Source organism: Parcubacteria group bacterium (assembly GCA_016181765.1).
GTDB lineage: Bacteria > Patescibacteriota > Patescibacteriia > UBA2169 > UBA2169 > CG10-46-32.
In genome coordinates, this window is the sequence record JACOYR010000004.1 from 25972 (window position 1) to 38246 (window position 12275).

12 protein-coding genes are annotated in these 12275 nt (G+C 57.9%); all 12 read right to left on the reverse strand.

Translation table 11 applies throughout. From position 1 onward, the window contains the following. Window positions 1-3 precede the first annotated feature (3 nt). Window positions 4-1137, reverse strand: a complete 1134-nt coding sequence (gene alr / locus HYT31_02565) for an alanine racemase (GenBank protein ID MBI2050664.1) — start codon at window positions 1135-1137, stop codon at window positions 4-6. A 6-nt stretch (window positions 1138-1143) separates the two neighbouring features. Beyond that, on the reverse strand, window positions 1144-2634 hold the full coding sequence (lysS, locus tag HYT31_02570; GenBank protein ID MBI2050665.1) for a lysine--tRNA ligase: 1491 nt from the start codon (window positions 2632-2634) through the stop codon (window positions 1144-1146). A 90-nt stretch (window positions 2635-2724) separates the two neighbouring features. After that, complete coding sequence (gene greA / locus HYT31_02575) at window positions 2725-3195, reverse strand: transcription elongation factor GreA (GenBank protein MBI2050666.1); 471 nt, start codon at window positions 3193-3195, stop codon at window positions 2725-2727. Window positions 3196-3256: 61 nt separating this feature from the next. Continuing rightward, window positions 3257-5200, reverse strand: a complete 1944-nt coding sequence (gene mrdA / locus HYT31_02580; GenBank protein MBI2050667.1) for a penicillin-binding protein 2 — start codon at window positions 5198-5200, stop codon at window positions 3257-3259. A 6-nt stretch (window positions 5201-5206) separates the two neighbouring features. Then, the gene (locus HYT31_02585; GenBank protein ID MBI2050668.1) at window positions 5207-5740 is read right to left on the reverse strand and encodes a hypothetical protein; all 534 of its coding nucleotides are present in this window, start codon (window positions 5738-5740) and stop codon (window positions 5207-5209) included. A 2-nt stretch (window positions 5741-5742) separates the two neighbouring features. Beyond that, entirely contained in the window at window positions 5743-6507 is a 765-nt protein-coding gene (locus HYT31_02590; protein ID MBI2050669.1) for a hypothetical protein, read from the reverse strand. Window positions 6508-6562: 55 nt separating this feature from the next. Then, window positions 6563-7612 carry a rod shape-determining protein gene (locus HYT31_02595; protein ID MBI2050670.1) on the reverse strand — a complete coding sequence of 350 codons (1050 nt, stop codon included), beginning with the start codon at window positions 7610-7612 and terminating at the stop codon, window positions 6563-6565. Between the two features lie 27 nt (window positions 7613-7639). Continuing rightward, window positions 7640-8749 carry a site-2 protease family protein gene (locus HYT31_02600; protein ID MBI2050671.1) on the reverse strand — a complete coding sequence of 370 codons (1110 nt, stop codon included), beginning with the start codon at window positions 8747-8749 and terminating at the stop codon, window positions 7640-7642. A gap of 2 nt (window positions 8750-8751) precedes the next feature. Continuing rightward, window positions 8752-9291, reverse strand: a complete 540-nt coding sequence (frr, locus tag HYT31_02605) for a ribosome recycling factor (protein ID MBI2050672.1) — start codon at window positions 9289-9291, stop codon at window positions 8752-8754. A 41-nt stretch (window positions 9292-9332) separates the two neighbouring features. After that, complete coding sequence (locus HYT31_02610; protein ID MBI2050673.1) at window positions 9333-10379, reverse strand: hypothetical protein; 1047 nt, start codon at window positions 10377-10379, stop codon at window positions 9333-9335. Window positions 10380-10388: 9 nt separating this feature from the next. Continuing rightward, a complete protein-coding gene (locus tag HYT31_02615; protein MBI2050674.1) occupies window positions 10389-11096 on the reverse strand; it encodes a hypothetical protein in 708 nt (235 codons plus the stop codon). A gap of 114 nt (window positions 11097-11210) precedes the next feature. Beyond that, entirely contained in the window at window positions 11211-12224 is a 1014-nt protein-coding gene (locus HYT31_02620) for a rod shape-determining protein (GenBank protein ID MBI2050675.1), read from the reverse strand. Window positions 12225-12275: the final 51 nt, after the last annotated feature.

Sequence of the window (12275 nt, forward strand, 5' to 3'; positions counted from 1 at the left end):
GTATTAATCAACAACGATCCTTTTTATGAATGGATTAATGCCGGCCACCACCTCGTACTGCACGGTCCCGAGCAGATCCGCGATTTCGCGAGCCGTGATTTCTTCGTCTTTCTGTTTTCCGATAAGCACTGCTTCATCGCCCCTTGTTGCGCCCGCGACGCCAGTTACGTCAATCATGGCCATGTTCATGCATACGTTCCCGAGCACCGGACAGCGCTTGCCAGCCACCAGCATCTCCCCTCTGTTGGATAATCCCCTGCCATACCCTTCGTAGTACCCGGCCGGGATAACGGCAATTTTTGTTTTGCGCTTGGTTTGATGCGTGCATCCGTACCCGATATATGCGCCTTCGGGGCAGTCTTTAACTTGGAGGATCCTGGCTTTCCAAGATAGGACGGGCTTAAGCTCAAATTCAGGGTGTGTGCCGGCTCTACGGCCGGCACATTTCGGGTCCGGCCACAAACCGTACAATCCGATGCCCGGGCGGACCGCATCAAGGTGCGATTCCGGAAACCCGAGAATGGCTTCGGTTTTCGCCATGTGCCAAAGCTGGGGTTCAACTTTTTCGCGGAACAGCTGGTACCTGATGTCCAAAAAACGCTTTAACTGCTCCTCCGCGTACTCCCGATGCCCGGCAACGTCCGCAAAGTGGCTCTCAACGCCTTTCAGGTACAGTTGCGGAAGTTCGTTGATCTGCGCGATGTACGAAACCGCGTTCTCGGGCGAAATACCCATTCTGCCCAAACCCGTGTCAATTTTTGCGTGCACGCGCAGTACGCCGGACTCCCGGCTTTGCGCCAGCAATTCTGAAAGGCGCTGGCCGTGGCTAAGGCTGTTCACCACAATCTCCACGCGCTCCTGCACGGCCCACTGCAGGGCCTCAATAGTTTCCTCAATGTACCCAAGGATGATGATGGGCGTGTGCACGCCTCGCGCGCGGATGAGGCGCGCCTCATCCAGGTTAATCACGGCAAGAAAATCAACGTCGTCCTGGATCACTTCGGAAACCTCGGCCAAACCGTGGCCGTACGCGTTCGCCTTCACCACGGCAATGAGCGCGGCAGCGCGGATGAGTGATTTGAATTGCGCCACGTTGTGTTTGAGCGCGCTTTTTGAAATTTCAACCCACGTGTGCATACCGCGTCACTCTTTCTCTTTGGGCCGCAAGGTGGGGAACAGGATCACCTCTTTGATGCTCGCGGCGCCGAGCAAGAGCATGGCCATGCGGTCAACGCCAATGCCGAATCCGCACGCCGGCGGCATGCCGTGCTCAATCGCTTCCAGGTAATCAAGGTCTGTCTGGTGCGCTTCCTCAAATCCGGCTTCTTGTTTTTTCTTTTCAGCCACAAACCGGGCATAAAGATCTTCCGGGTCGTTCAATTCCGAGTAGTTGTTGCCAATCTCAAGCCCGAACATAAATCCCTCAAACCGTTCCGTAAAATTCGGATTGTTGGCGCACCTTTTAGCGAGAGGCGAAACCTCAACCGGATAGTCGTGGATGATTGTGGGCTCAATGAGTTTTTCTTCCACGAGCGCTTCAAACGCGAACGCGAGCACTTCGCCGATTGAATTCATGGAATCAAGGTCAGAAGCGCCGGGGGCGCCTTTCATTTCCGCTTTAACCGCTTTTTTTGCGGCAGAAACGCTCTTCCACCCCGAGGCGTCCAGGCCAGCCACACTTGAGACGGCTTCCGAGACTGTCATGCGCTTCCAGGGGCGCCGGACGTCCGCGGCCGCATCCCCGCGCTTGATTGCGGTCGTGCCCAGAACGCTCTGTGCCGCATTTTCAAAAATCTCTTCAAACACATCCATGCCCCAGGCATAGTCTTTGTACGCGGCTTGGGCCTCAAACATGGTAAACTCCGGGTTGTGGTTGTGGTCAATGCCCTCATTCCGGAACACCTTGGTGATTTCATACACCCGCTCAAAGCCGCCGACAAGCAACCTCTTGAGGTACAGCTCATCCGAAATGCGCAAGTAAAAATCCGCGTCCAAGGCAAAGTGGTGCGTGATAAAGGGCCGCGCAAACCCGCCGCCGTAAATGGGCTGCAGGGTGGGGGTCTCAACTTCCAGGAATTCGTACTTTTGCATGGTCTCCCGGATGCTGTCTAGTATCGCTGAACGCTGCTTCATGCGGCCGCGCACTTCCGGATTGGCGATGAGATCCAGGTACCGCTTCCTGAACCGTGCTTCTATGTCCTGCAAGCCGTGCCACTTTTCCGGGAGCGGCCGGAGCGCTTTGGCGAGCATGCCCCACGAAGACACGAGCAGAGTCTCCTCTCCGCGCTTGGTGGTAAACACCGCGCCGGTTGCCTCTATGAAATCCCCGATATCAACCGTATCAGCGAACAGCTCGTACTGCTTTTTAAGCTTGTCTTCTTTTAGGTACACCTGGAAGGAACCGGTGCCGTCCTCAAGGTGCGCAAACGTTGATCCCCCGTGCCCGCGCAGGGAGCGGACCCGGCCCGCGATGGTCGCTTCTTTTGTGCCCGTGGGCGGTTTTTCACGCAGTTTGCAAATCGTGCGGTCGCGAGACGTTTGCGCGGGATAGGGGTCAATGCCTGCGGCGCGGAGCTTTGATAAGCGCTCAATGCGGGTTGCTTGCTCGTCTTGATGCTGGGATTTCTTTTGCATACTGAATAGTATATGCCAAATAACCAATTTGCGCAACAAAAAAGCCGCCGATGCCTTTGTTCCTGTAAGCCCGCAATGCGGTACAACGGCCTACGCCTCAATGCTTACAATCTTCCACAGTGCAACCCCTTTAGGCGTTTTGACCTCAACCTCATCCCCTTTGGTGCGGTTCAAGAGGGCGCGGCCAATGGGAGATTCATTGGATATTTTGCCTCCTCCAGGATCTGCTTCCTTGGAGCCAACAATGGTATAGGCGCTCACTACCCCATCGCGCGAAATCGTGACCGTGTCCCCGATGTTTACGGTATCAGGGTCAGAATCCACGTTGCTGACCACGGTTGAGTTCTTAAGCGCTGCCTCCAGCTCCAAAATCCTGCCTTCCACAAAAGACTGCTCTTCCCGCGCATCCGCATATTCGGCGTTTTCGGAAAGATCGCCGTAGTCTTTTGCCTGCTTGATGCGCTCCGCAATTTCCGGGCGCTTCACTTTCTTGAGGCGCTCCAACTCCTCTTTCAGTTTCTTGTGGCCGGCATCAGTTAAATAGGTCTGGTTTTCTGGCATACTAATTATATATACTATGCGCTCGCAGCGCGCGTGTCAAGCCCTTTTCAGATACTCTGCCCTATCGCGGGCTTGAGGTAACCCGATCGCGCCCAAAATACCACTCAAAAATTTTTTTAGCGACCGGCGTTGCGGCCAGATCCCCTCCCCCGCCCTGTTCCACGAGCACGGTCACCACGAGCTCCGGATCCTCGTAGGGAGCGTACCCCGTAAACCATCCGTGTGGCAGTTTGCTCTCGCTCCACTCTGCGGTGCCGGTTTTTCCGGCTGCCGCAACCGGAAGGCTCCCCAGCGAACGAACCGTGCCGTAGGTAACCGCTGCGCGCAAGCCTTCCTGAATAATGCGCACGTTCTCGGGAGACGCGACTTCCGGGTTCAGGATAACCGGCGCAATGATTTCGGAAAGCTCATATTCGCGGCCCACGCGGTCCGCAAGCCGGGGACTGTACAAGGTGCCGCCGTTCGCGATTGCCGCCGTAAAATTGGCAACCTGCAGCGGCGTCACCAAAACATCGCCCTGGCCGATAGCCGCGTGGTAGGTGTCTCCCAGGTACCACTGTTCGCCTTTTACCTCCTCTTTCCACTCGCGGCTGGGAAGAAACCCGGCCCGTTCCGAGGGCACATCAATGCCCGTGGCCGCGGCGAGCCCAAACCGCCTTCCGTAGAGCGCGATGCGGTCAATGCCCAAGCCCTCAATGGCGCCCCACCCTCCGCCAACCGCGTAGAAGAACGTGTTCACTGAATCCGCAAGGCCATGTATGATGTTGGTCTCGCCGTGCCCGCCGGAACGCCAGTCCGGATACCAGTACGCGCCCACCCGGATGCCGCCCGTAGAAAGAACGCTCGTGTACCGATTCACCAGCCTCTCCTCAAGCGCGGCAGCGCCCACCACGAGCTTAATAGTTGAGCCCGAGGGGTATTCCCCGCTGGTTGCGCGGTTTAAGAGCGGGATGCCCGGATCCGAAAGCAGAGATTGGTATGCGGAAACGCTGATGCCTCGCGCAAATTCCTCCGAAGAGAAGGAAGGCCAGCTCACCAGCGCGCGGACCGCCCCGCTCCGCGGGTCAAGCGCCACCACGGTTCCGCCGGGGGATTTGTGCGCAAGAACTGACTCCTTGAGCGCATCCCACGCGATTTTTTGAAGCGTTGCGTCCAGGTGCAGGTACAGGTTGTCCCCAACCGCGGCTTCATCGGTTTCAAGCGCGCGCGAGGGCAGGCCCCGGGAATCAACTTCAAGGAGCTGCCGCCCCGGCGAGCCGCGCAAGCGCTCCTGATACGTTTTTTCCAAACCCGCCTTTCCCACGCGCTCAAGGAGCAGGTATCCCTTTTCCCCAACATAGGACGCATACTCGTCGGGCGATATGCTGCCCGTGTACCCGAGCGCGTGGGAAAGCTCATCCGGAAAAGCATAGGCGCGGGAGTGCGTGGGAACTACCTCAACACCGCTCCAGTTTGCGGCGTCGGACAAAAGCATAACCGCCTGCTCCTGGGAGAGGCCGCGCATGATTTCAACGGGTTCAGAACGGTCGCGCGGAACGTCCGCGAAACGCTCAACCAAATCAAAAGCCGGAACCCCTAGAGCGCGGGCGATGGTTTCAAAAATAGCATCCTCCTCTTCCTGTGTCTCCGGCAAATCCGCGGGTACCACCACAATGGCAAAATCAGGGACGTTGTATGCGAGGCGCTTCTGGTCCGCGTCAAAAATGACCCCCCGGGCCGGGATGAGCGGAACGCTGCGTATGCGGTTGCCCTCGGCGGCGCCATAGTACTCCTCCCCGCGCACCACCTGCAGGTAGTACAACTTTCCCACGAGCGCCCCAAAAATGAGGAATGCGAATACTGCGAATGCGGACCCCCGGTATCGGTGCGTGCGGGGGCTTATGCCGGGTTTCCGGTACGAATCAGCGGCAACAATGTCGCCATCAACCTCATACCGAAATGCGGGCAGACTGCGGTCGCGGATTCCGCCGCCATGCTCTTGTATGATAAAGGGATCAGGCGCCATATGCGGCTACGCCTTTCGCGCACTACCCGCGCTTTTGGATATCAGGAGCCATTTGTGCGCGGCCGCGCTTCCCGCGCGCGCCACGAGCGCTACGAACGCGCTAAAAGTTACCGTCGCAAGCGCGCTGTACAGCGCCTGCGCGGCGAGGGATCTCGGGAGAGTTGCGGGCAAGGCCGAAAACAGCGAAACCGAAAGGTGTACTACAACCTCAAATCCGAGCGCGTATCCGAACACAAGCGCAAGCACCGCCAAAAGCGTCCGTTTGGAATCAATTCTGGCAACCAGGCCGCGGCTGGCTTCAACCGCGGCCCACGACAGCGCAAGTACTGCCTCAAAGGTCCCAAACGGCACCAAAGGGTTCAAGATATCCAACATAAGGCCGTAAAAAAGCGCGCCAAAAAGCGCGGATGAATCGGTTGAGCAGCGCGCCGCGTAGAGCACTGCCACAAAACCCGTGTACATCCGGAATCCATCCGTAAGGGCGGGCGCAAACACCGCGTCAATCGCGAACGCCGCAAGCAAAAGCAGAAGTATGCGCATAGCTACGGGTCCGCGGAAAACGGGATGAATATCAAAACCTCGAAAAAAGAATCCAGGGAACCCGCCGGAATGAGCAGGGCTTCCTTAAAAAGCTCGCCCTCGGTGTACGAGACCGTGCCGACCGTGCCGAGCAGAAGGCCTGCGGGCGTGTTCTCTTCCAAGAGCGACGTAACCACCAGATCCCCAACCCCGAGTTCCGCATCCGGTACGACCAGCTCCATGGCAAGCCCGGCCCCGGGCGTGCCCCTGACCACGGCCTCAACAGTTGGATGGGCGGCGCTTTGCGCCGCAACAGCGCTCTTTTGGTCGCCTGCGGGCAGGACCAGGCTGAAATGCTCAAACACGGAAACAACCTTTCCCACAAATATCCCTTCCCGGGTTGCCACTGCCGTGTTTTCCAGAACTCCGGAAGCGCTGCCTCGGTCAACCAGGAGCACGCGCGTATCTCCCACGCGTTCTACTGCAACCACGCGGCCGGACACCGAAGGAAAAGCAACAGCGGAAGGCTTTGCGGCTGGGGCATCCGATTCGCGTGAAAGCAGGGCAATAACCTGTTCCTGTTCCGCAATGCGCCGCTTCAAATCACCTCCTCTGCGCGCGCCGGAGGCAACCGCCGAAATGCCCGCGCCGAGCCGAGCCGCCGGTGAAAAAAACGAAACGAGCGGCAGCACTGCCGCATCCACGGCGCGCGAAAACGGAGTTGCGTGGTACAGGATGACCAGTGCCCCGAACGCCCCAAGCAGGGCCATGTTTTTTTTGTTTGCCATACGCGTGAAAATTTTTTGATTTTTCGGCGCGCTGCCGCGCGGCGCCTTTATGGCGCTACCCGAACACCGAGGTGCTCGCGGCTTCAACTTCCGAGAGGAGCGCTTCGTCGTCAAGGAGCAATCCGGTGCCGCGGACCACCGCGGTCAGGGGGTCGTCAACCACGCGCACGGGCATGGTAAGCTCTTTTGCAATGAGAGCGTCAAATCCGCGCAGGAGGGCGCCCCCGCCCGAGAGCAGGATCCCGCTCTCGTAGAGGTCGCCGATAAGCTCCGAGGGGGCGTTCTCTATGGTGGTGCGGATTGCGTCCATAATGGTCCGCACCGGGCGCTTGATTGATTCCCGTATTTGCGCATCTGTGACCGAGAACTCCTTGGGCAGGCCGGTGAGCATGTTGCGCCCCTTTACCGAGAGTTCGCCCGCCTGCTCAACGCTTGGGATCACGGAACCGATTTTAATCTTGATTTCCTCGGCCGCTTTCCTGCCGAGGCCTACGTTGAAATTTTCCCTGATAAAAGACTGGATCGTCGCATCAAGCGTGTTCCCCGCTGTTTTGAGCATGGTGGATGCCACCACCCCGGCCAAAGAGATGACGGCAATGGACGTAATTCCTCCCCCGATTTCAACCACCATTCTGCCGTACGATTCCCGCACCTGCTGGCGGGCGCCGATTGCCGCGGCGAGCGGGGAGAGCACGAGGCGCACCTCGCGCGCGCCCGCGCTGGTTACGGCATCAATCACGGCCTTGCGCTCAACTTCCGTAATTTCCAGAGGGACGCTCACAATGGCGCGCGGGCGGGGAGAGAACGCGAACGAGCCGCGGTGGATTTTTTCAATGCAATGCTTGATGAACTTTTCCGCAACCTCAAAATCGGATATCACGCCCGCAACCATGGGCTCAACCACTGCGATGTGCGGCGGAGTCTTGCCGAGCATTTTTTTGGCGTCAATCCCGATTGCCACCAAGGCCTCGGTGCGGGTGTTCAAGGCCGCGATCGTGGGTTCGTTGATGGCAATGCCTTTGTCCTTAACGTAAAAAATGGAATTTGAGGTTCCGAGGTCAATGCCAATGTCTTTTGAAAGCCTTCCGAAGAGCCGTAGTGCCATAGGGGCGCGGAATCGTTAGTAGGAGCTTTACCCTACCACAGCCTGCCAGATCCGTCCACCAAAGCGCCCAATGTCGCGGTACGTAATAACCACGGCAAGCAGAATCAAAAGCGCAAAACCCACCCTGTGGAACCAGGCCTCCACCTCTACCCGGGAGGGCTTCCTGCGGATTGCTTCAGCCGCAAGGAATATAAGCCTGCCCCCGTCAAGAGCCGGGAACGGAAGGATGTTGATGATGGCGAGGTTGAACGAGAGGATGGCTGTGAATATGATGACGTGCGAAAGCCCGAGCTCTATGGCGTCGTCCGCGGCAACCGCAATGGCGAGCGGCCCGCCCAAATTATCCCCAACTCCCTGGCCTTGCCAGAGCCCCTGAAAAATCCTGCCGAACGCGCGGGCAATGCGGTCTAAATAGTTTCCGGTTGCAATGGTGCCTGCAACAATGGCCTTATGCGCGGGCAATCTGGCGATGCCGACTTCCGAAAGCCCGACGCCGATGACGCCGCGATCAATATCTGCTTCCGGAAGCATAACGCTCTCAAGCACAACTGCCTGCTCCACCCCGGCGCGCTTGTACCGAACCTCAAACGGAGCGCCGATTTCTTGCGCGCTGGTAAATTGCTGGAATGACGCAATATCCCTGAACAAAACGCCATTAGCAGACACAATGGCGTCACCCACTGCAATGCCCGCTTCCTCGGCCGGAGAATCCTTAAGCACCTCAACCACCACCAGGCTCTGGTTGTGCATGTATTGGGGCTCAATGGGATCTCCGCTTTCAACCGGCGCGCCCGCCATAAACAGGATGATGAGCAAAAGCCAGCCCGCAACCACGTTCATGGATACGCCGGCAATAATCACGAGGCCGCGCTGCCAGGCCGGCTTTGAGCCGAAGCTGTCCGGCTCCTGGCCCCGCTCCCCGTCCTCGCCTTTGATTTTTACGAACCCTCCCAGGGGAATGGCATTGATGGAGTACACGGTATTCCCCTTTTTCCTGCTCGCAACCTTGGGCGGAAACCCAATGCCGAATTCGAGAACGGCAATCCGGAAAAGGCGAGCGGCAAAAAAATGCCCGGCCTCGTGGACCAGAACTAAAAATCCGAGGATGATGATGAATCCGATAATCGTAATCAGCATAGTTACAACTGCATGAGCTCTTTTTCTTTTTCAGTTGAAATGCTCTCAAGCGCCGCGACCGCCTGCTTAGTGTCCTCATCCAGGCGCTTGATTTCGTCCAGCCGGTCGTCTTCCGTAAGCTCACCGGCCTTTGCCGCGCGTTCTATGCGCTTTTTTTCTTCTTCCCGCGCGACTCTCATGGACACGCGCGCTTTCTCCAGAGTTTCTTTGAGGGACTTAACCGCTTGCATGCGGTTTTCCTGGGTCATCTGCGGAATGCTTGCGCGCACCACGGATCCCGAAACGCTCGCCGAAAGCCCGCGGTTTGCCCCGATGATCGCCTTTTCAATGTCTTTAGTGATGTTTTTATCCCACGGCTCAACAAGCAGTGTCCGGGCATCTTGGATGGATGTGGAAGCCAAGCCGGAAAGCGGCGTCTGGGCTCCGTACGCTTCCACGCTGATATCAGCCACCATGTCCGGGTGGGCACGGCCGGTGCGGAGCTTTTTGAGGGCGAGAATAAAATGCTCCTGGTTTTGCTTAAGCTGCTGGGTGAATTCCATAAGACCTCTTGCAGAATAATTTTTCGTAGCGAAATTTTAAACTATCTCCTGCTTAAGCCTGCGCCCATAAACAGCATGTCGGAGTTCCCGGGGTACAGGGCAAGCTCCGTAGCTGTCCGGGTCGTGGGAAGGGGCCGCGGAATCCAGTTGAACCCGCCGTCCAGGGAGTGGTACAGGGTGGACGTGGTCCCGTAGAAAATCTCAAGCGGATTCTCCTGGTTTACCGCAACTGAATATATGTTAGCGTCCCGCGGACCCGAAATCAAGGGCAAACTGGTCCAGTCCTCCCCATGGTTCAGGCTCCGCAGGAGCCCGTAGCGCGAAGCGTACACAATGCCGGATGGAACGAGCGCGTAGCCGCGCGGGTCATTGGCGCCCGCAAAAGGCTTGAACTCCTCTTCAAAGTAGGACCAGTGCTCCCCCGCATCTTCGGAACGCGCGAGGCCCCTGCCGGAAACAAGCGCATACATAGTCTGGTCGCGCTGCGGGTGGAACTGCATGCGGGTGAGCGTAGTACCTGTGCCGAGCGATGCGTGCACGCGCCAGGATATGCCGGAGTCGTCCGAAACCAGCAGATCGCCGATGCTCGTGGCCGCGTACACGGTCGCGGTGCGGCCGGGGCGCAGGGCAACGCTCGTGATGAGTATGCCCGGATTGTCGCTGGTGTAGACGCTCTTCCACGTCACGCCCTCATCCGTTGACAGCGCTACTGTTGCGCCAACCGCCGCATAGATGCGGCTCGGGTTCTCGGGGTGTATGGCTATGTCAGCCACTCCGGTGTTCGGCAGGACCAAATCCCAAAAATGCCCCTGGTTCCACGAAAACCACAGCCCGCTCTTCTCGCTGATTGCGAACAGTTTGCGCGGATCAGCCGGCGAGAACACGAACCGCGCGATATTCACCTCGCTGATGGTCTTCTCTGAAACGCGGTCCTTGTATATGGTTGAGCGCTGTTCCCACGCCTCTCCATCGCTTGCGGAAACCCACACCCCGCCGTCAGACGCCGCAAGATTAGATCGTCCCGGCGTGCATGCCGCTCCGAGGAACAATGGAAATGCCAGTATGATGGCAAGTGATAAGGCGCGCATATTTTGTTTTTATAGTGAAATGATGAGGCGCTCCGCAACGAGCTGCCAGTTGCGCGCCTTGGGGTATGCCAAGGCCCGGATGAGGTCGCGCATGGCGCGGGCCAATGATTTTGAACGTGTTCCGGAAAGCCGGGAGCGCAGCTTGGGAAGCGCTTCCTGGAGCCAGGAGCGGATGTCGCCTTGGACGATGCCCGCGGAAAGCCACAAGCGCATGCGCGCAGGCGCCGAATCTGCCGCAAGCAGGGAGTGGATCAGGTGCTCCGGGCCGGTCGCGGGCCTATCCTCCCGCTCCGGGGCAACATGCAGGGCCACCACGCGCGAATACACAGTGGGAAGGATGCGCTTTGCATGATTTAAGAGCAAAAAAATGTACGTACTATCGCTTGGCTCCTCCAAAATTTTCAAAAACGCATTCTGGGCTTCAGTGTTTAAGGTGTGCGCCTGGTTGATGATGAGCGCCTTTTTATCCGCGGCAAGGGGGGTCAGGGAAAGCCAGGACCGCGCCTCGCGCACCGTGCCGATGGTTATCACGTCTTCCTCCGGCCCAATGATTTTGATATCCGGATGCGCCATTGAATCAGCCGGAAAAAAATCTTTCAAGAACAGCCCAAGCAGTTCCATCTTGCCCGAATTCTCGGGCCCGATGAGCGCGTAGCCGTGCGCCAGCGTTTTGTTCTCTGATGCATGGTGCAGGTAAGAAAGAATATCCTGGTGCATGCATCCATTATACAAATAATTATGCAGGTGCGTCAAGGAAAAAGGTGTCAGGTACCTTTTTTTCACCGTGGTACAGGGCTCTCATTTTTTTAACATGCACCTCAAGGTGAACGTTTAGCTGGTCGCGAGAATAGAGCGCTTGTAGGACTCAAGGTTTTCCAAAGCCACGCCCGTGCCCTTTGCCACGCACAGCAGAGCTTCGTCCGCGGTGTAGGCAGGCACGCCGGTTGCCTGGGCAATCAAGCGGTCCATGTTCCGCAGGAGCGATGAACCGCCGGACAACACAATTCCCTTATCTATCACGTCCGCGGAAAGTTCCGGCGGCGTGCTCTGGAGCACGGTTTTGACGGACGAGATGATGCCTTCCAGTTCAGCCTGGATTGCCTCGGTCACGTCATCGGACGACACCGTGACCGTGCGCGGCAAGCCCGACACCATGTCCCTGCCGCGCACCTCGCTTGACATCTTCTTCTGCAGATACAAAGCAGAGCCGATGCTGATCTTGATTTCCTCGGCGCTGCGCTCGCCGATGGCCAGGTTGTACTTCTTGCGGATGTGCTCCATGATGGCCGCGTCAAACCGGTTCCCGCCGATGCGCACCGAGTTGTTTGCCACGATTCCGCCCAGCGAGATGACGGCCATTTCGCTCGTGCCGCCGCCCAGGTCTATGATCATGTGCCCGCTTGCGGAGCCAATTGGAATATTCGCGCCTATTGCCGCGGCAATGGGCTCTTTGATGATGTATGCCGCTTTTGCGCCTGCGGCAATGGTCGCGTCAATCACGGCTCTCCGCTCGGTTGAGGTGATGCCCGCAGGAACCGCAACCATCACCTCGGGCCGAAACAGCCGGATGGATCCCACTGCCTTGTTGATGAAGTACTTGAGCATGGCCTCGGTGGTCTTGTAGTCCGCAATCACGCCCTCGCGCAAAGGCCGGGACGCCACAATGGTGTCCGGCGTGCGCCCGAGCATTTCCTTTGCCTCATCCCCCACTGCCAAGACCTCGCGGTCGCGCACCGACACCGCAACTACCGAAGGCTCGTTCAGGATAATGCCTTTTCCGGGCACGTGCACCAGGGTGTTGGCCGTGCCCAGGTCAATGCCGATTTTTGATACAAACAGGCTCATAGTGAAGTCTTAACGTCAGTTCATCTTATGCTTTTGAGCAGCGCGCGTCAA

Coding starts and splice junctions, on each gene's coding strand:
- alr (MBI2050664.1), bottom strand. CDS start 1,137: ATGCACACGTGGGTTGAAATTTCAAAAAGCGCGCTCAAACACAACGTG.
- lysS (MBI2050665.1), bottom strand. CDS start 2,634: ATGCAAAAGAAATCCCAGCATCAAGACGAGCAAGCAACCCGCATTGAG.
- greA (MBI2050666.1), bottom strand. CDS start 3,195: ATGCCAGAAAACCAGACCTATTTAACTGATGCCGGCCACAAGAAACTG.
- mrdA (MBI2050667.1), bottom strand. CDS start 5,200: ATGGCGCCTGATCCCTTTATCATACAAGAGCATGGCGGCGGAATCCGC.
- HYT31_02585 (MBI2050668.1), bottom strand. CDS start 5,740: ATGCGCATACTTCTGCTTTTGCTTGCGGCGTTCGCGATTGACGCGGTG.
- HYT31_02590 (MBI2050669.1), bottom strand. CDS start 6,507: ATGGCAAACAAAAAAAACATGGCCCTGCTTGGGGCGTTCGGGGCACTG.
- HYT31_02595 (MBI2050670.1), bottom strand. CDS start 7,612: ATGGCACTACGGCTCTTCGGAAGGCTTTCAAAAGACATTGGCATTGAC.
- HYT31_02600 (MBI2050671.1), bottom strand. CDS start 8,749: ATGCTGATTACGATTATCGGATTCATCATCATCCTCGGATTTTTAGTT.
- frr (MBI2050672.1), bottom strand. CDS start 9,291: ATGGAATTCACCCAGCAGCTTAAGCAAAACCAGGAGCATTTTATTCTC.
- HYT31_02610 (MBI2050673.1), bottom strand. CDS start 10,379: ATGCGCGCCTTATCACTTGCCATCATACTGGCATTTCCATTGTTCCTC.
- HYT31_02615 (MBI2050674.1), bottom strand. CDS start 11,096: ATGCACCAGGATATTCTTTCTTACCTGCACCATGCATCAGAGAACAAA.
- HYT31_02620 (MBI2050675.1), bottom strand. CDS start 12,224: ATGAGCCTGTTTGTATCAAAAATCGGCATTGACCTGGGCACGGCCAAC.